The organism is Affinirhizobium straminoryzae, assembly GCF_007004135.1.
Taxonomy (GTDB): domain Bacteria; phylum Pseudomonadota; class Alphaproteobacteria; order Rhizobiales; family Rhizobiaceae; genus Neorhizobium; species Neorhizobium straminoryzae.
In genome coordinates, this window is sequence record NZ_VJMG01000011.1 from 59,919 (window position 1) to 77,867 (window position 17,949).

Consider the following 17,949-nt stretch of genomic DNA (forward strand, 5'->3'; position numbering starts at 1 on the left):
TCGAGGAGGAACCATGACCGACGCCGCCCGTCCGAACCCCGCGGTCAATCAGGAGCGCCACTGGTGGCATTCCTCGACCGTCTACCAGATCTATCCGCGCAGCTTCTCCGATTCGAACGGCGATGGCATCGGCGACATTCCGGGCATGATCGAGCGGCTGGATTATCTGGAAGAGCTTGGCATCGACGTGATCTGGCTGTCGCCGATCTACACCTCGCCGATGGACGACAACGGTTACGATATCGCCGATTATCAGGATATCGCGCCGGAATTCGGCACGCTTTCCGATTTCGACCGCCTGGTGGCTGAGGCGAAAGCGCGTGGCATCGGCATCGTGCTGGACCTTGTCGTCAACCACACCTCGGATGAACATCTCTGGTTTGCCGAAGCCTGCAAGGGGCGCGACAACCCGTTCCGCGACTTCTATGTGTGGCGCGATCCCGCCCCGGATGGGGGCGTGCCGAACGAGCTTGCCTCCTATTTTGGCGGCTCGGCCTGGGAATTCCATGCGCCCAGTGGCCAGTATTATCTGCACCTCTTCTCCCGCCGGCAGCCGGATCTCAACTGGGAAAATCCGAAGGTGCGCGCCGAAGTCCATCGGATGATGAACTGGTGGCTGGATCGCGGCATTGCCGGCTTTCGCATGGACGTGATCGACCTGATCGGCAAGCAGGTGGATGCGAAGATAACCAGCGATGGCCCGCATCTGCATGATTACCTTCAGGACATGCACCGCGAAACACTGGCAGGTCGCGACGTGCTGACGGTGGGCGAAACCTGGAGCGTCACCCCCTCCTCCGCGCTTCTCTATTCAGGCCGGGCACGCGGCGAACTCTCGATGGTCTTCCAGTTCGAGCATGTGACGCAGCGCTGGGACGAAACCTATGGCAAGTGGCGCTCGAAGCCCGCCGATCTGGTGGCGCTGAAGGCCGTATTTTCCAAGTGGCAGCAGGCGTTGTCGGAGGATGGCTGGAACTCGCTGTTCTGGGGAAATCACGATCTGCCACGCGCCGTTTCCCGTTATGGCGACGACACGGCGTTTCCGGTGGAGTCGGCCAAGACGCTGGCGACCGTTCTGCATCTGATGAAGGGCACGCCCTATATCTATCAGGGCGAGGAAATCGGCATGACCAATGTGCCATTCCAGTCGATCGACCAATACCGCGACATCGAGACGCTCAACATGTATCGGCTTCAGACGGAGACGGGCCTTTCGCCGGAGGCCTTCATTCGTGGCGCCAACGAGAACAGCCGTGACAATGCGCGTACGCCCATGCAGTGGACCGGCGGTGCCCACGGTGGCTTCACCACAGGCACGCCGTGGATCGAGGCGAACCCCAACCATGTGACAATCAACGCCGAAGCGGCGGTTGCCGAGGAAACCTCCGTCTTTCACCATTACCGCCGGCTGATTGCGCTGCGCAAAACCCATGACGTGATCGTCTATGGTCACTACCAGTCCTGGCTCGACCAGCATCCGCAGGCCTTCGTCTACACGCGCAGCCTCGGCGGGGAACGCCTGACAGTGATTGCCAACATGTCGTCCGAGCCGCTGTCGCTGGAACTGCCGGATGAAATTGTGGGCGAAGGTGAACCACTGATCTGGACGCATGAGCCGATCACGGCGATCGGTCAAAGCCTGCAATTGGCGCCCTGGGAATCCTTCGCGCTGCTGCGCCGCAGGTAAACGCGCTGTCGTCCAACCGTCGGAAAGCGTCAGCGGCGCACCGACAGCCAGGCCCGCCAGCCGCCATGTTCGCTGATGTCCTCGGCGGTCACGGTGGCCGCGGCTTCGACCAGAAAGCCCTTTGCTTCCGTTCCGTCGGCCAGCGAAATGACGCCCATCGAAAGCGGCGCGCCAAGCCCTGCCGCCAGCGCCCCAAAGGCATCGCGCTCCAGCGACCAGACCTCGGTTTCCACCGGAATTCCCTCTCCCCGCCCGACGCGCAGCAGGCCGGGACGTGCGGGGAGCGGCGAGGATAGCGCAAACAGGCGATAGTCAGGCACTGTCTGCGTGGTGCGCAGGAAGCTTGCACCCGCCGCCTTCAGTTCCCCATTCAGCGAGAGGCCGGAGAGGTGCGATCCGAATACCGCAAGTTCCACGCGTCCGCCCGTGGCGCGAAGCGGCGCAGCGGAGCGCATGCCGGCGCTGGCCATGCGGCCCATGGCCGATAACAGTCCGTCAGTGCCGCGAGGGCCGATCAGACAGAGGCTGGAGGGGAGCCCGTCGCTGCGCTGTCCCACCGGCACGCTGATTGCCGCAAGATCCAGCAGATTGACGAAGTTGCTGTAGGTGCCCATGTGCGAGTTGTAGCGCACCGGCTCGCGCGCCAGATCGGACATCGTATAGAAACGCGGTATGGTTGGTACGGCGACACAATCGAGCCCCTCCATCAGTCCCTCCACACGCCGCTTCAGTTCTGCAAGGCGATAGAAGGAGTCGAAGGCTTCGATGGCACCCATTTGCCGGGCTTCGCTGAGGATTCCGAGTGTCACCGGCAGAATGGTGGAGGGCCGCTCCTCGATCAGGGTGCGGAAACGCAGATAGCGCTCCGCAAGCCATGGCCCTTCGTAGAGCAGGCGGCCCGCTTCGATAAAGGCCATGAAATCAAGCTCCACGATCTCCGCGCCAAGATCGGCCAGCCGTTCAAGGTCTGCTTCATAGGCTGCCTCTGCGGCGGAATCACCAAAGAACTGCCGATGGTCGGGATAAGGCACGCCCACCCTTGGACGTGGCGGCACTGCCCCAAGTGACGGTTCTGGCATTCGGCTCGAATAGGGATCTTCCGGATCGAAGCCCGCGCAGACCTGCATGACCTTGAAGGCAAGCTCCACCTCCCGTGCAAAGACGGCAACCGTCTCCAGAGAGCGACAGGCCGTGACCACGCCTGTTGCTGGCAGCAGGCCGAAGGAGGGCTTCAGTCCGACAATGCCGTTCATCGCGGCAGGGATGCGGCCTGCCCCGGCCGTATCCGTGCCGAGCGCAAAATCGACGAAGCCGCGCGCGACCGCAACAGCCGAGCCCGAACTGGAACCACCCGGAATGAGATCGGCGCGCAAAGCATTCTGCGGGATGCCGAAGGGGGAGCGAACACCGACGAGTCCGGTGGCAAACTGGTCCATGTTCGTCTTGCCGACGAGGATGGCACCTGCGGCCTCCAGCCGCTCCACCACGGTGGCAGATCGCTCGGGTGTGTAGGAAAAGGCGGCACAGCCGGCAGTGGTCGGCATGCCTGCCACATCGATATTGTCCTTGACGGCAAACAGCATGCCGTAAAGCGGCTTGCCGGCAACATCGCCGCCTTCCAGGCATTCCGCCTCGGCCAGCGCCTCCTCCCTCTTTTTCAGTGAGATGAAGACGGATCGATCCCTCAGGGTCTCCAGCTCGCCATAAACACTGGCAACATCGCGGACGAGCGGGAAGAACGAAGACCGTACGGCTGAACGCATGGAAGGTTCCGTTGAATGCTGGCGAGCTGATTTGGAAAGAGTCTACCGGATTCCTAAAACAGTTGCAGTCATTTTAGCAATTACATGGGGATTTTTGCGCAAGTGATACTGCACAACCTGTCCCAGACGGAATCCCGGCATTGCCGATGTAAGGCGAGGGCCTGCTTCCATCCACTCTTGGCTTCCCGGCTGGCCCTGTCGGGGCAGAGGATCACGCGCCGTAGCGGGAGAGCGCCCCGGAAAAGATGTCCGGATCGACGTTGCCGCCGGATCCGACGGCGATCACCGCATCGCCCTTGATCTCATCTGGACGGAAAAGCGCTGCAGCAAGCGCCACCGCACCGCCTGGCTCCAGTACAATCTTGAGGCGGCTGAAGGCAAGTGCCACGGCACGCAGCGCCTCCTCATCGCTGACGGCAAGCCCCGGTCCGCACAGGCGGCTGGTGATCGGAAACGTCAATCGCCCGGGTTCCGGGGTGATGATCGCATCGCAGATGCTGCCGCCCAGTCGCACATTGCGTTCGATCTGTCCGCTTTTCAACGAGCGTGCCGTATCATCGAAGCCCTGTGGCTCCACCGGGCGGGCTCTGAGGCCGGGAGCCCGCGCCTCCAGCGCCAGTGCAATCCCGGCGGTCAACCCGCCACCGCCGCAGCAGACCAGCACGTCGGCCTGCTCTATGCCCTCTTCCCTGGCCTGTCCGGCAATTTCCAGCCCGACCGTTCCCTGCCCGGCAATCACCTGCGGTTCGTCGAAGGGCTTGATCAGCGTGAGGCCGCGTTGTTCGGCAAGGGCTGCACCCAGCGCGTCGCGATCTTCCCGCTCGCGGTCATACAGTACGACCTCGGCCCCATAGGCGCGGGTATTGTCGATCTTCAGCCGCGGTGCATCGGCCGGCATGACGATCACGGCGGCAATGCCATGCAATCTGGCTGCCAGCGCCACCCCTTGCGCGTGGTTGCCGGAGGAAAAGGCAATCACGCCGCGTTTGCGGACCTCCGGCTCCAGCGCGGAAATCGCCGACCAGGCGCCGCGAAACTTGAAGGAACCGGTACGCTGCAGGCATTCCGGCTTCACGAAGACGCGCCGGCCGGCGATCTCATCCAGAAAGGGAGAGGAGAGCAGCGGCGTGCGAAGTGCCCGGTTGCCGATGCGCGTCGCAGCCGCCTCGATCATCTGAATGGTGGTCATGCCTGTCTTGCCCTTCCTCATGCCTTGAAGCCGCGGCACGATAGGACGCATCCGGACGCTGAACAACGGAAATCCGGTCACAGCGGTCGACGGGAGGTGGACTGCGTGTCAGCCCGCTCCGCGCAGCATCTCGATGATGGCGGAAAAGTCGCGCCCGCCCTGCCCGGCCTTGTTGAACAGGCCGTAGAGCTGCGCCGCTGCTGCCCCGAGCGGCGTGGCAGCGCCGGTGGCCAGAGCCGCCTGTTGCGCAAGCTTGAGGTCCTTCAGCATCAGGCCGGCGGCAAAGCCCGGCACGTAATCCCTGTTAGCGGGCGAGGTCGGCACGGGACCGGGCACGGGGCAATAACTGGTGAGCGACCAGCACTGGCCCGAAGACGTCGAGGCGACGTCATAGAGGGCCTGATGCGAGAGGCCGAGCTTTTCGCCAAGCGCGAAGGCTTCGCAGACGGCGATCATCGAGATGCCAAGGATCATGTTGTTGCAGATTTTGGCGGCCTGCCCTGCACCTGTCGCGCCGCAATGCACGATCTTGCGGCCCATCGCCTCCAGCAGCGGAAGAGCGCGCGCAAAGGTATCGCCGGTGCCGCCCACCATGAAGGTCAAGCTCCCGGCACTGGCGCCCCCCGTGCCCCCGGACACCGGCGCGTCGAGGCTCGCAAGGCCGGCGCTCTCGGCAATCGCATGCGCCTTGCGAGCGCTTTCCACATCGATTGTGGAGCAATCGATCACCAGGCTGCCGGGTCTTGCCTTGCCGGCAATGTCCGTCCAGACGGTCACCACATGCACACCGGCCGGCAGCATGGTGATGATGACCTCGGCTGCCCGGATTGCGTCCAGAAGATCGGCGGCAAGTTCAAGGCCTGCATCGCTGGCCGCATCACGCGCAGAGGAAGACAGATCGAATCCCTTGACGGCGTGCCCGGCCTTCAGAAGGTTGGCGGCCATCGGCAGCCCCATATTGCCGAGGCCGATGAATGCGATACTGGCCATCTTTTCTCTCCTCCCTCTTGGAGTTCTTGTTGTCTATCTGTTGTCGGCGAGGATCATCTCGGCCGCCTTTTCGGCGATCATGATCGTTGGCGAATTGGTGTTGCCGGAGGTGATGGTCGGCATGACGGAGGCATCCGCGATGCGGAGCCGACCGAGTGCCCGCAGCCGCAGGCGCGGATCGACGACGCTGTCGGGATCTGTGCCCATCCGGCAGGTGCCGACGGGATGGAAGATGGTGGTGCCAATGTGACCTGCTGCCTCCACCAACTCCTCCTCCGTCTCGTAGGACGACCCCGGCTTGTATTCCTCGGGCTGGAATTTTGCGAAGGACGGTTGCCGCGCGATGGTGCGGGCAAGGCGGATCGCCTTCACGGCCACCTGCCGGTCGCTTGCGGCGGACAGATACTGCGGCGCGATGCGCGGCTGCTGCGCGAAATCGGGTGAACGGACATGAACGGAACCGCGGCTGTCCGGCCTCAGGTTGCACACGCTTGCGGTCACCGCCGGAAAACGGTGAACGGGATCGCCGAACTTGTCGAGCGATACGGGCTGGACGTGAAACTGCAGATCAGGCGTCTCCTTCTCAGGCCCGGACCGCGTGAAGATGCCAAGCTGGCTGGGCGCCATCGACATCGGTCCGGAGCGGCGCAAAAGATACTCAAGGCCGATCGCGGCCTTGCCGAGGAAGGCCGAGGCTTTTTCGTTGAGGGTCGGAACGCCCGTGACCTTGAAGACAACGCGGAGCTGGAGATGGTCCTGCAGGTTGGCGCCGACGGCCGGCATCTCCCGTACCACGTCGATGCCCGCCTCCTTCAGGACGACGGGATCACCGATGCCGGACAATTCCAGGAGATGCGGCGAGCCAATCGCGCCGGCCGACAAGACCGTCTCCCGACGAGCCCGGAAGCGCTTGCTCACGCCGTCATGACGTACCTGGACGCCCGCGACCGCGTCATCCTCGATGATCAGCCGCTCCGCATGTGCCTTGGTCAGCACCGTCAGATTGCCGCGGGCAAGGGCCGGTCGCAGGAAGGCCTTGGCGGTGTTCCAGCGCACACCGGACCGCTGGTTGACGTCGAAATAGCCGCTGCCTTCGTTGGTGCCGCGGTTGAAATCGGCGGTTTCGGGAATGCCTGCCTCCTTCGCCGCCTGCTGGAAGGCCTCGAGCACCGCCCAGCGTACGCGCGCTCGCTCCACCCGCCATTCGCCACCGGCGCCATGCATCTCGTCGGCGCCTTTGTAGAAATCCTCGGATTTGCGAAACAGCGGCAGTACGTCGTCCCAGCCCCATCCCTCGCAGCCCAGCTGTCGCCACTGGTCGTAGTCGCGCGCCTGGCCGCGCATGTAGATCATGCCGTTGATGGACGAGCAGCCGCCCAGCACCTTGCCGCGGGGGTAGTTCAGCGCGCGGCCGTTCAGTCCCTCTTCCTTCTCCGTGGTGAAACACCAGTCGGTGCGGGGATTGTTGATGCAGTAGAGATAGCCGACCGGAATATGGATCCAGTGATAGTTGTCATTGCCGCCAGCTTCCAGAAGAAGCACGCGCGTGTTGCGATCCGCGGCCAGCCGGTTGGCGAGCACGCAGCCGGCCGATCCGGCGCCGATCACGATAAAGTCGAAGGTCTCCATATCCTGTCTCCACAGGGCGCCATCCTCGCAGACCACAAGTCCGCAAAATGGCGTCTTTCAGCGATGGTTCGAAATGGGCCGGCGCCGCAATGACCCGGCCCGAGGGTCAGTGTCGGTGATCGAGCCCCAGCCGGCGGCCGAGCCGCGAGGCATTGAACTCGCCTATAATGCCGCGCCGGAAGAGCAGCACGCAGACCATGAACACCACTCCGGTGATGATGGTGACCGGGAATCCGGTCGTGGCGAGATAATTGCCGAGCCCGACGATGAAACCGGCCCCGACGACCGGCCCGAACATCGTGCCGATGCCGCCGAGCAGCGTCATCAGGATAACCTCGCCGGACATCTGCCAGCCGACATCGGTCAGCGTGGCGAACTGGAAGACGAGCGCCTTCAGTCCACCGGCAAGCCCTGCCATGGCGGCGGAAAAAACGAAGGCTCCGAGTTTGTAGCGCTGCACGGAATAGCCGAGCGAGGTGGCGCGCGCCTCGTTTTCCCGGATCGATTTCAGGATCATTCCGAAGGGCGAATGGACGAAGCGCCAGATCAAAAAAAGGCCGATCAGGAAGGTGCCGGCGACCGTGTAATACATGGCCAGCGGCTGGTTGAGATCGATCATGCCGAGCAGATGCCCGCGCGGGACGGACTGGATGCCGTCCTCGCCTTGCGTGAATTTCGCCTGGAGGCAGAAGAAGAAGAACATCTGCGACAGCGCCAGCGTGATCATGGCGAAGTAGATGCCCTGACGGCGGATGGCGAGCGCGCCCATCACGAACCCAAGGGCTGCGGCCCCGATGACGCCGGTCAGGATGCCGAGCTCCGGGGGAAAACCCCATTCCTTGACGGCATGGGCAGTGAAATAGGCGGCTCCCCCGAAGAAGGCCGCATGGCCGAAGGACAGGAGGCCGGTATAACCCAGCAGCACGTTGAAGGCACAGGCGAACAGGGCAAAGCACAGCACCTTCATCAGGAAGATCGGATAGACGAAAAAGGGTGCTGCGAGAAGCAGAGCGAGGGCGAGAAGCGCCAGCCCCAGTCTCAGGCCGGATGCGCCAGCCGGAACCACGCTGTCTGCGGCCGCGATGCTGGCGGGAGCGGTGGAATGCGTGCGTGCCATGATCAGGCCTCCCGTCCGAAGAGGCCTGCCGGCCGGATGAGCAGAACGATCGCCATGATGACGAAGACCACGATGTTGGATGCCTCCGGATAAAAGACCTTGGTGAGGCCCTCGGCGATGCCCAGCATGTAGCCGGTGATGATCGACCCCATGATCGAGCCCATGCCGCCGACGACGACCACGGCAAACACGACGATGATGATGTTGGATCCCATCAGCGGTGACACCTGGTAGACGGGTGCGGCCAGCACGCCGGCAAAGGCGGCAAGCGCGACGCCGAGGCCATAGGTGAAGGTGAGAAGGACAGGCACGTTGACGCCGAAGGCCTGCACCAGCGTTGCGTTTTCGGTCGCGGCGCGCAGATAGGCGCCAAGCTTCGTCCGCTCGATCAGGAACCACGTCGCAAGGCAGACGACGAGGGAGACGACGACCACCCAGCCACGATAGATCGGCAGGAACATGAAGCCGAGATTGGTGCCGCCCGCCAGGGCCGCCGGTGTGGCATAGGGCTGGCCCGAGGCACCATAGATATAGCGGAAGGTGCCTTCCAGCGTCAGCGCCAGACCGAAGGTGAACAGAAGGCCGTAAAGCGGATCAAGCGCATAGAGCCGCCGCAGGAAAAGGCGCTCAACGACGGTACCGAGCAGGCCGACGATGACGGGCGCCAGGATGAGCGCCGGCCAGTAGCCGATGCCGGCAAAGGTCAGCAGCAGATAGGCGGTAAAGGCCCCCAGCATGTACTGCGCGCCATGGGCGAAGTTGATCATGCGCAACAGGCCGAAGATGATGGCAAGCCCGAGCGACAGCAGCGCATAGAAGGACCCGTTGATCAGGCCGATCAGCAACTGTCCGAGCAGCGCCTGAAGCGGGACGCCGAAGATCATCGTCATGGCATCATACCCCCAGAACCTTGTGCAGCATGTCCATGCGCTCGGGCAGTTCCTTCACGGGGAACTCCGAGACCACCTGGCCATGGTCCATCAGATAGAAACGATCGGCGATCCGGGCGGCAAAACGGAAATTCTGTTCCACCAGCACCACGGTCATGCCGCGTTCCTTGAGCGTTTTCAGGACTTCGCCGATGCGCTGGACGATGACCGGGGCAAGCCCTTCCGTCGGCTCGTCCAGCAGCAGCACCTTGACGCCGGTGCGCAGGATGCGGGCAATCGCCAGCATCTGCTGCTCGCCTCCCGACAGGCGCGTGCCGGGGCTGTTACGCCGCTCGTAGAGATTGGGAAACAGCTCGAAGATTTCCTCGACTGACATGCCCTGCCCCACTGCCGGCGGCAGCATCAGGTTTTCGAGCACGTTCAGCGAAGCGAAGATGCCGCGCTCTTCCGGTACGTAGCCCAGCCCGCAATGGGCGGTGCGGTGCAGCGGCACCTGCATCAGATCGTGGCCGGCGAGCCGGATTTCGCCGCGCCGCTTGCGCAGGATGCCGACGATGCTGCGCAGCGTCGTCGTCTTGCCGACGCCGTTCCTGCCGAGAATGGTGACCATCTCGCCTTCGCCCACCTGCATGTCTACGCCGTGCAGCACGTGGCTTTCGCCATACCAGGCGTTCAGTCCCCTGATGTCGAGAAGTGCGGTCATCTCACGCCTCCTCCGTACCCATATAGGCGGTGCGCACGCGTGGATCGCGGCTCACCGTGTCGTAGTCTCCTTCTGCCAGGATCTCGCCCCTCTGCAGCACGGTCACGTGCTGGCAGAGATCGGCGACAACGGAGAGATTGTGCTCCACCATCAGCACCGCCCTGGTCTTTGCCACCTCGCGGATCAGATTGGCGATGGTGCCGATATCCTCCTGGCCCATGCCGGCCATCGGCTCGTCGAGCAGCAGCACCTTGGGATCGAGCGCCAGCGTGGTGGCAATCTCCAGAACCCGCTTTCGCCCATAGGAGAGATCGGCAGCAAGTGCATTGCGCTCGCGGGTCAGGCCGACCGAGGCAAGCAGCGCTTCGGCCTGTTCGTTCAGCCTGTTCAGCGCCGAAAGGGGTTGCCAGAACTGGTAGGACAGATGGTTGTTGCGCTGGAGGGCGACACGGACATTGTCCAGCACAGACAGATGCGGAAAAACGGCTGAAATCTGGAAGGACCGCACCAGGCCCATGCGCGCCACCTTGTCCGGTGGCGTGCGGGTGATGTCCTGTCCCATCAGCATGATCGAACCGGCAGTCGGCTGCAGGAACTTGGTCAGAAGGTTGAAGACGGTCGTCTTGCCTGCGCCATTCGGGCCTATGAGTGCATGGACCTCGGCATGACGGACGTCGATATCGACGTCGCGCACGGCGGTGAAGGCGCCGAAATCCCGGCGCAGGCCGCGGGCGGAGAGAACCGCCTGCGATTCCGGCTGCTGGTGTTGGACAGCGTTCGTCATCGGCGCCTTCCAGCCTTACTTCACGAGGTCGCAGCCACTCTTGGCCGGATCGATATAGGCATCCTTGCCGGGAATGGTGGCGAGAACCTTGTAGTAATCCCAGGGCTCCTTGCTTTCGGCCGGCTTCTTGACCTCAAGCAGATACATGTCGTGGATCATGCGGCCGTTCTTGCCAACGGTGCCGCCGCGACCGAACACGTCATCGACAGGCAGTTCATGCATGACCTTCGCCACAGCTTCTGTCTCGTCGGTGCCGGCCTTCTGCACGGCCTTCAGATATTGCAGCACTGCGGAATAGGTGCCGGCATGGATCATGTTCGGCATCTTGCCGGTGCGCTTCAGGAAGCGCTCGCCGAACTTGCGGCTTTCCTCATCGCGATTCCAGTAAAAACCTTCCGTCAGCGTGAGGCCCTGGGCGGCCTGCAGGCCAAGACCGTGCACTTCCGCGAGCGTGAAGAGAAGCGCTGCCAGACGCTGGCCGCCCTGGGTGATGCCGAATTCGGCGGCCTGCTTGATGGCGTTCTGCGTGTCGGCGCCGGCATTGGCGAGACCCACCACCTTGGCGCCGGAAGACTGGGCCTGCAGCAGGAAGGAGGAATAATCGGTGGAAGCCAGCGGATGGCGCACCGAGCCCAGCACCTTGCCGCCGTTTGATTTGACGAAATCGCTCGTCTGCTGCTCCAGCGAATAGCCGAAGGCATAGTCGGCGGTCAGGAAGAACCAGCTGTCGCCGCCCTGCTTCACAAGCGCGCCGCCTGTGCCGACGGCCAGCGCATGCGTATCATAGGCCCAGTGGAAACCGTAGGGGCTGCACTGCTTGCCGGTGAGTTCCGTCGTCGCCGCACCCGTGACAATGTCGATCTTCTTCTTTTCCTTGGCAATGGCCTGCACGGCAAGCGCCACCGACGAGGTCGTCAGTTCCATGATGGCATCGACCTGGTTGGTGTCGAACCACTGGCGGGCGATGTTCGAGGCAATATCCGGCTTGTTCTGGTGGTCGGCATCAACGATCTCGACCGGCACGCCGAGAACGCTGCCACCAAAATCCTCGACGGCCATCTTGGCGGCCTCGACGGACGACTTGCCGCCGAAATCGGCATAGACACCGGACTGGTCGTTCAGGATACCGATCTTGACCTTGCCATCGGAAGGTGCGGCCACGGCTGCGGCCGCGCCGGCCACGAAGAACGCGGCGGACGCCAGAAGCATTTTGCGCATTATCGATCTCCTCCCAGAGATTCTCAAACAGGACAGAACTGTTCAGATTTGGCGAGGGGTTCTCCTCAAAACCGCGCCAATGCAGTCATCATCCGGTATCGGTTCGATTGACGCAACCCGGCGTCGAGACTAATTGCAAACAGGTTCTGTTCATTTTTGGACAGATGGAGGCCGATGATGCGTACACCCTTCACCTGGGACGATCTTCAGTTCTTTCTTGCTGTCGCCCGCTCCGGACAATTGTCCACCGCCGCACGCCAGTTGCGCACGAGCCATGCCACCGTCTCTCGCCGGATCGACCGGCTTGAGTTTTCGCTGAAGGTGAAGCTGTTCGAGCGCAATCCGAGAGGATACGTGCTGACGCCGCTTGGCCACCGTTTCGTGGAGACGGCGGAGAAGGTGGAGCAGGAGGCGGAGCGGCTGCAGGAGGAAATTTCCGGCGGCTCCTCTCTGCAGCGCGGCGTGGTGCGCCTGTCGGCGCCGGAAGGCTTTTCGAATTTTTTTCTGGCGCAGAAGCTGCCGGACCTGACGACGCGCTACCCCAACATCTCGCTGGAGCTTGTGACCATCCAGCAGATCATGGCGCTGTCACGCAAGGAGGCGGATCTGGCCGTGGTGCTCGATCCGCCAAAGGCGGGCCCCTATTATTTCGAACAACTGACCGAGTACCAGCTCGGGATCTTTGGCAGCGAGGCCTATCTGGCCCAGCACGGGCCACCCGCTTCGGCCGAGGATCTGCTGTCGCATGCCTTCATCGGCTATATCCAGGACATGATCTTCGCGCCCGGCCTCGACTATCTCGGCGACATTCATCCGCGCATCCGCCCGGGGTTCCAGAGTTCCAGCATCTTTTCGCAGTTGACCGCCACCCGCAACGGGCTGGGCCTTTGCGTGCTGCCGATGTTCATCACCCGGCAGTATCCCGAGCTTCGGCCGGTGTTGCCGGATGTCTTGCTGCGGCGACATTACTGGATTGCCTGCCACCACGATCTTCTGCAGGTGGCCCGCGTGCGCTCGGTGATGGAGTTTTTGCGCAGCAGCATTGTCAGCAATGCCGAAGCCTTCCTGCCGCCCGCCAATCGCCAGGACGTCGCCGGCAAGGCTTAACCTTGAACGTTTCAGAGACTTCCGCGCGCAATCACCCGAGGCTGGATCAGCACATGTTCCGCCTCGCGTCGTCCTTCGATGCGACTGAGCAGCAGGTCACTGGCGCCACGGCCAATCCCCGACGGATCCTGGTCTATGCTGGCAAGGTCCACCAGCGGCAGGGCGGCGACCGGTGAATTGTCGTAGCCGATCACGGCAAGATCGGTCGGCACGCGCAGGCCGGCCTCGCAAGCGGCAGCGAGGATCGGGACCGCATCGAGATCCGACCAGACGAACAGCGCGCGGGGTCTGCCCGGATGGGCGAGGAGGGACTTGATTGCTTCATCGCGCGGTTCCTCCGGGGGCGGCAGGCGCAGAATGCGTTGCCGGTCTGCGAGATCGAGGTCCCGCATCGCCTCCTGATAGCCGACCTCACGCTGCAGGCTCACGACCGATGACGGGGAGCCCGTCCGATCATATCCCACCATGGCAATGTCCCGGTACCCTCTGTCATGCAGACACCGGACCGCCAGCATTGCGCCGATGCGGTCGTCGGAGTTGACGGTATCATAGCCGGTCGCTTCCGGTTCGTGGTGGCCGATCACGACAATCGGGATCTGTTCGGCAAAGCGCTCTACCATCCTGTCCGAAATGCGCGGCGCCACCAGGATCACGCCGTCCATGCGGTTGTCGATCATGGTTTCGATCATGCTGGCCTCGATCACGCTCGCGCCGCGGCCGACGCCGATCATGGTCTTGTAGCCGGATTGCGAGAGCGCCTCGTTCACCGCGTCGATGACGGGCGGCAGGAAAGGGTTGAACAGATCGATGACGAGGATGCCCACCGTATAGGTTCGTCCCCGCATGGCGCGCGCTGCCACGGAGGGGCGGTAGCGCAGCTTCTCGATGGAGGTCTCCACCTTCAGCCGGAGGGCCTCCGATACACCATAGGCATTGCGCAGGACCTTGGAGACGGCGGCGACCGAAACGCCGGCATCGTGGGCGACATGGCGGATGGTGATGCGCTCCACAGGTTCCTTAATCTCTTGTTTTTTCATGGAAGTTTCCAAGCCTGCGTCTGAATGCGCCAACTATAGGCAAAAAATGGTTGCGCGGCAAACGAAGATGTAGAATGATACACATAGAACGGTTTACACAATGGTGCGCGACGACCTTGGGAGAGGTCTGGCGCAGGAGGATCTTCATGGACAGACCCGTGGCATCCGGCATCCGGCCGGCACTTTCGCTTGCTCATTTTCAGGCCGCTGAGATGATCGCGCCGTCCTGTGATAAGGGGCAGGGAACGGCAGGAACATTCGTATCGCGGATCTTTGCGCTGCCATCGGTGCCGCAGTCTGCCAGCCTTCGCCTCTCTGCCCAGGGGCTCTATCGCGCCTTCATCAATGGCCGCCGGGTGGGCGATGACCTGCTGACGCCGGGCTGGACCTGTTATGATGATCGCATGGCCTATCAGACCTACGAGGTCGCACCGCTGTTGCAGGCTGGTGATAATCGCATCGAGATCTGGCTGGCCGATGGCTGGTACCGCAGCCAGATCCTCTGGGCCATGAATCCGATCTTCAACTGCTGGGGCGACCGGATCGGCGCGATTGGCGAACTGGAAGCCGATGGCGTGATCTGCCTCTCGACGGATGCTGGCTGGAAGAGCGGCTTTTCGCCGGTGACCCGCAGCGGCATCTATTACGGTGAGGATTTTGATGCGCGCATCGTGCCTGCTGACAGCGACGGCGTCGAAATTCTGGCTTTCGACAAGGCTCTGCTGGTGCCGCATGAGGTGGATGGCGTCAAGGAACTTGCACCGCTTGCGTCCGTCGAGGCCTGGACGGATCAGGAGGGACGCCTGCTTCATGATTTCGGTCAGAATGCCGGCGGCTATGTGCGCATTCGCGTGCGTGGCCCGGCCGGTGCGACGGCGCAGGTCGAGCATTCGGAAATTCTGGGGCCTGATCGCGACTTCGACAACCGCAATTATCGCAGCGCCCGGGCAGCGCTCCTCTACACGCTCAGCGGACAAGGTGAGGAAGTCTATGCGCCCTTTTTCAGCTTCATGGGGTTCCGTTATGCGCGCGTCACGCTGACGGGTGGTGCGGAGCTTCTCGGTATCGAGATGGTGCCGATCAGTTCGGTGCCGGTCGCGGCTGGCGGTTTCCGTTGTGGCGTCGATGCCGTCAACCGTCTGGTGGAGAACACCATCTGGTCGCAGCGTTCTAACTTCATCGAGGTTCCAACCGATTGCCCGCAGCGTGACGAGCGTCTGGGCTGGACGGGAGACGCGCAGGTCTTTGCCGGTACGGCCTGCTGGTTGGCCGACAGCGAGCGGTTTCTGGCAAAATACCTGCGCGACGTGATGCATGACCAGCGCGACAATGGCGCCGTCTCTCACTTCTCGCCCGACCCGACCCGGCTTCACCCGATCGACAAGCGCGGCGATTGGGCTGGCTCCACGGGCTGGGGAGATGCGATCGTCATCATCCCCTGGCAACTCTACCTGCATTATGGCAATCCAGCTGTTCTTGAGGAATGCTTCCCGGCCATGCAGGCCTGGCTGGATTATCTCTGGGGCATTTCCGACGGACCGATCATCCGCCCGCCGGCGGTCTGGGGCGAGCAAGGCTTCACCTTCGGAGACTGGCTGCAGCCGGTTGGCGACAACCGCAAGCCGCGACCGACCGTGGCCGACGACTGCGCGGCAACCCTTTATCATTTCATTTCGACCGATCTTGCCGCCCGCATTGCCCGTATTCTCGACCGCCCGCAGGACGCTGAAAGGCTTGCTGCCCGCGCGGCGGCCATCCGCGCGGCCTTCCGCCACGAATTCTTTGCGCCCTCCGGTCGCATTGCCCACAACGACCAGACCTCCTGGGCGCTTGCCTTCCTCTACGGTCTGGTGCCGGAAGAGTATGAAGAAGCGGGACGCGCCTATTTCCGTCGTGTCGTTGAAGAGACGGATGGCGTGATCGGCACAGGCTTCATTGGCACACCTGCCCTGCTTCCAGCAATCACCCGGCTCGGCATGCTGGATCTGGCGGAGAAGATCTTTCTCAACCGCAAGGTGCCGGGCTGGCTCTATCAGGTGGAGCGCGGGGCGACTTCGATCTGGGAGCGCTGGGATGCGATTGGCGAGGACGGCTCGGTCTATGATCCGGACATGAACAGCTACAACCATTATGCCTATGGCGCGGTCTGCCAGTGGCTGTTCGAAGATGTGGCGGGGATTAAGCCGCGCGCCGACGCACCGGGTTTCGCCGAGATCGAGCTTGATCCGGCCATCCTGCCCGCGTTGTCGCCGGTCAGTGCCTGGCATGATGTTCGCCAGGGACGCATCACCGCCGACTGGACGCTGGAGGGCGATCTGGTGCGTTACCGGGTCAATCTGCCGGAGGGTGTCAGCGGCCGCTTTGCGGCGCAGTCACGTCGGGATGTCTCAATCGATGGTGCTGCAGCCACGGATGGCCTGGCCATTCTGGGGGGTGGTGAGCACGTCATCACCTTCCGGGTGTGATGTCGGTGGCGCTCCGGGCGGTTTGCCGCCCGGAGATCACAAGTTGATCTATGGTCTGAAGAGGAGGAAACGACCATGCGAATGACAATGCGCACGACCCTTGCATCGGTCCTGGTGGCCCTTATGGCATCCGCGGCCCATGCGGATGTGACGTTGAGCGTGCTGCTCGACACCAATTCGGAAACGACAGCGCTGTTTGAGGCACTCAGCAAGTCCTACCAGCAAAAGCGGCCGGATGTATCGTTCGACGTGGAAAGCCGCCCCGGCGGTTCCGAAGGCGACAACCTGGTCAAGACGCGGCTGGCCACCGGTGAAATGGCAGACATCTTCCAGTACAATTCGGGTTCGCTGTTCCAGGCCTTGAAGCCGGAAAGAACGCTCGCCGATCTGTCCGGTCTCGGCAACGCAGGCAATGTCACGGATATCTTCCGCAAGGTGGTAACAGCGCCGGATGGCACGCTGCGCGGTATTCCCTTCGGCCCCGCCATGGGCGGTGGCATCTTCTACAATCGCAAGATCTATGCGGATCTCGGTCTCCAGGTGCCGAAGACCTGGGCCGAGTTCATGGCCAACAACGCCAAGATCAAGGCTGCCGGCAAGGTGGCCATCGCGCAGACCTATGGCGACACCTGGACCTCCCAGCTCTTCGTGCTGGCCGATTTCTACAATGTCAGCACGGCCCTGCCCGATTTTGCGACGAAGTACACCGCCAATCAGGTGAAATATGCCACCACACCGGTTGCGCTGAGGGGCTTCGAGCATATCGAGGAAGTGGCCAAAGCCGGTCTGTTCAATCCGGATTTCGGTGCCGCCCGCTTTGGCGACGGCATGCGCATGGTGGCGACCGGCCAGGCGGCGCATTTTCCCATGCTGACCTTCGGCATCGGCAATGTGAGCCAGAACAATCCCGAAGCCCTGCCGGATCTCGGCTTTTTTGCCCAGCCGGGCGATGATGCGACGAAGAACGGCCTGACGATCTGGATGCCGTCTGCACTCTATGCCCCCGCCAAGAGCGAGAATGCCGCGGAAGCAAAGAAATTTCTGGACTGGGCTGCCTCCCGTGAAGCTTGCGAGCAGATGGCGGCGGCCGTTCCGTCAGGCCCTTACCTGATCAAGGACTGCAGCTTGCCGAAGAGTATTCCGCAGGCCGTCAGTGACATGCTCCCCTACTTCGAGACGGCGGGGCGGACAGCGCCGGCCCTTGAGTTCCTGTCACCCATCAAGGGGCCGGCCCTCGAGCAGATCACGGTGGAAGTGGGGTCCGGCATCCGTTCGGCCAGGGATGCCGCTGCGCTTTACGACCAGGATGTGCAGAAGCAGGCCAAGCAGCTGGGCCTTCCCAACTGGTAAGCAAAAATCCTCCCAGGAAG

13 protein-coding genes and 1 pseudogene are annotated in these 17,949 nt (G+C 62.7%); 4 read left to right on the forward strand and 10 right to left on the reverse strand.

Going from position 1 to position 17,949, the window contains the following annotated elements:
* Positions 1-13 precede the first annotated feature (13 nt).
* Positions 14-1,687: an alpha-glucosidase gene (locus FNA46_RS05545; RefSeq protein ID WP_143124112.1), complete on the forward strand. Its 1,674-nt coding sequence runs from the start codon at positions 14-16 to the stop codon at positions 1,685-1,687.
* A 29-nt stretch (positions 1,688-1,716) separates the two neighbouring features.
* Here the strand turns inward: FNA46_RS05545 and atzF are convergent, their stop codons facing one another.
* The 9 genes and pseudogenes from atzF to FNA46_RS05590 form a co-directional block, all read right to left on the reverse strand.
* A complete protein-coding gene (atzF, locus tag FNA46_RS05550; protein WP_143124113.1) occupies positions 1,717-3,450 on the reverse strand; it encodes an allophanate hydrolase in 1,734 nt (577 codons plus the stop codon).
* 211 nt (positions 3,451-3,661) lie between these two features.
* Positions 3,662-4,639, reverse strand: coding sequence for a threonine ammonia-lyase (locus FNA46_RS05555; protein WP_143124114.1), 978 nt, complete (start codon positions 4,637-4,639; stop codon positions 3,662-3,664).
* Between the two features lie 108 nt (positions 4,640-4,747).
* Positions 4,748-5,629 (reverse strand): 3-hydroxyisobutyrate dehydrogenase, encoded by an 882-nt coding sequence (mmsB, locus tag FNA46_RS05560; protein WP_143124115.1) that lies wholly within the window; start codon positions 5,627-5,629, stop codon positions 4,748-4,750.
* 33 nt (positions 5,630-5,662) lie between these two features.
* A complete protein-coding gene (locus tag FNA46_RS05565) occupies positions 5,663-7,258 on the reverse strand; it encodes a GMC family oxidoreductase (protein WP_143124116.1) in 1,596 nt (531 codons plus the stop codon).
* 106 nt (positions 7,259-7,364) lie between these two features.
* Positions 7,365-8,276, reverse strand: a pseudogene (locus tag FNA46_RS05570) (branched-chain amino acid ABC transporter permease); the annotation flags it as partial.
* Between the two features lie 101 nt (positions 8,277-8,377).
* A complete protein-coding gene (locus FNA46_RS05575) occupies positions 8,378-9,265 on the reverse strand; it encodes a branched-chain amino acid ABC transporter permease (protein WP_143124118.1) in 888 nt (295 codons plus the stop codon).
* 4 nt (positions 9,266-9,269) lie between these two features.
* On the reverse strand, positions 9,270-9,968 hold the full coding sequence (locus FNA46_RS05580) for an ABC transporter ATP-binding protein (protein ID WP_143124119.1): 699 nt from the start codon (positions 9,966-9,968) through the stop codon (positions 9,270-9,272).
* A 1-nt stretch (position 9,969) separates the two neighbouring features.
* Positions 9,970-10,752, reverse strand: coding sequence for an ABC transporter ATP-binding protein (locus FNA46_RS05585; RefSeq protein WP_143124120.1), 783 nt, complete (start codon positions 10,750-10,752; stop codon positions 9,970-9,972).
* Between the two features lie 15 nt (positions 10,753-10,767).
* Entirely contained in the window at positions 10,768-11,970 is a 1,203-nt protein-coding gene (locus FNA46_RS05590) for an ABC transporter substrate-binding protein (protein WP_143124121.1), read from the reverse strand.
* Positions 11,971-12,144: 174 nt separating this feature from the next.
* Here FNA46_RS05590 and FNA46_RS05595 point away from each other — a divergent pair, with 174 nt between their 5' ends.
* Positions 12,145-13,077, forward strand: coding sequence for a LysR family transcriptional regulator (locus tag FNA46_RS05595; protein ID WP_143124122.1), 933 nt, complete (start codon positions 12,145-12,147; stop codon positions 13,075-13,077).
* An 11-nt stretch (positions 13,078-13,088) separates the two neighbouring features.
* On the opposite strand, the gene FNA46_RS05600 is transcribed toward FNA46_RS05595, so the two are convergent.
* On the reverse strand, positions 13,089-14,114 hold the full coding sequence (locus FNA46_RS05600; protein WP_143124123.1) for a LacI family DNA-binding transcriptional regulator: 1,026 nt from the start codon (positions 14,112-14,114) through the stop codon (positions 13,089-13,091).
* Positions 14,115-14,260: 146 nt separating this feature from the next.
* Here FNA46_RS05600 and FNA46_RS05605 point away from each other — a divergent pair, with 146 nt between their 5' ends.
* On the forward strand, positions 14,261-16,579 hold the full coding sequence (locus tag FNA46_RS05605; RefSeq protein WP_246102875.1) for an alpha-L-rhamnosidase: 2,319 nt from the start codon (positions 14,261-14,263) through the stop codon (positions 16,577-16,579).
* Positions 16,580-16,654: 75 nt separating this feature from the next.
* Positions 16,655-17,929, forward strand: a complete 1,275-nt coding sequence (locus tag FNA46_RS05610; protein ID WP_143124124.1) for an ABC transporter substrate-binding protein — start codon at positions 16,655-16,657, stop codon at positions 17,927-17,929.
* Positions 17,930-17,949: the final 20 nt, after the last annotated feature.

What these genes read in the sequence shown, in the direction of transcription:
- FNA46_RS05565 (WP_143124116.1), bottom strand. Translation starts at nt 7,258, where the DNA reads ATGGAGACCTTCGACTTTATCGTGATCGGCGCCGGATCGGCCGGCTGC.
- FNA46_RS05605 (WP_246102875.1), top strand. Translation starts at nt 14,261, where the DNA reads ATGGACAGACCCGTGGCATCCGGCATCCGGCCGGCACTTTCGCTTGCT.
- FNA46_RS05610 (WP_143124124.1), top strand. Translation starts at nt 16,655, where the DNA reads ATGCGAATGACAATGCGCACGACCCTTGCATCGGTCCTGGTGGCCCTT.
- FNA46_RS05590 (WP_143124121.1), bottom strand. Translation starts at nt 11,970, where the DNA reads ATGCGCAAAATGCTTCTGGCGTCCGCCGCGTTCTTCGTGGCCGGCGCG.
- FNA46_RS05585 (WP_143124120.1), bottom strand. Translation starts at nt 10,752, where the DNA reads ATGACGAACGCTGTCCAACACCAGCAGCCGGAATCGCAGGCGGTTCTC.
- FNA46_RS05600 (WP_143124123.1), bottom strand. Translation starts at nt 14,114, where the DNA reads ATGAAAAAACAAGAGATTAAGGAACCTGTGGAGCGCATCACCATCCGC.
- FNA46_RS05545 (WP_143124112.1), top strand. Translation starts at nt 14, where the DNA reads ATGACCGACGCCGCCCGTCCGAACCCCGCGGTCAATCAGGAGCGCCAC.
- atzF (WP_143124113.1), bottom strand. Translation starts at nt 3,450, where the DNA reads ATGCGTTCAGCCGTACGGTCTTCGTTCTTCCCGCTCGTCCGCGATGTT.
- mmsB (WP_143124115.1), bottom strand. Translation starts at nt 5,629, where the DNA reads ATGGCCAGTATCGCATTCATCGGCCTCGGCAATATGGGGCTGCCGATG.
- FNA46_RS05575 (WP_143124118.1), bottom strand. Translation starts at nt 9,265, where the DNA reads ATGACGATGATCTTCGGCGTCCCGCTTCAGGCGCTGCTCGGACAGTTG.
- FNA46_RS05555 (WP_143124114.1), bottom strand. Translation starts at nt 4,639, where the DNA reads ATGACCACCATTCAGATGATCGAGGCGGCTGCGACGCGCATCGGCAAC.
- FNA46_RS05580 (WP_143124119.1), bottom strand. Translation starts at nt 9,968, where the DNA reads ATGACCGCACTTCTCGACATCAGGGGACTGAACGCCTGGTATGGCGAA.
- FNA46_RS05595 (WP_143124122.1), top strand. Translation starts at nt 12,145, where the DNA reads ATGATGCGTACACCCTTCACCTGGGACGATCTTCAGTTCTTTCTTGCT.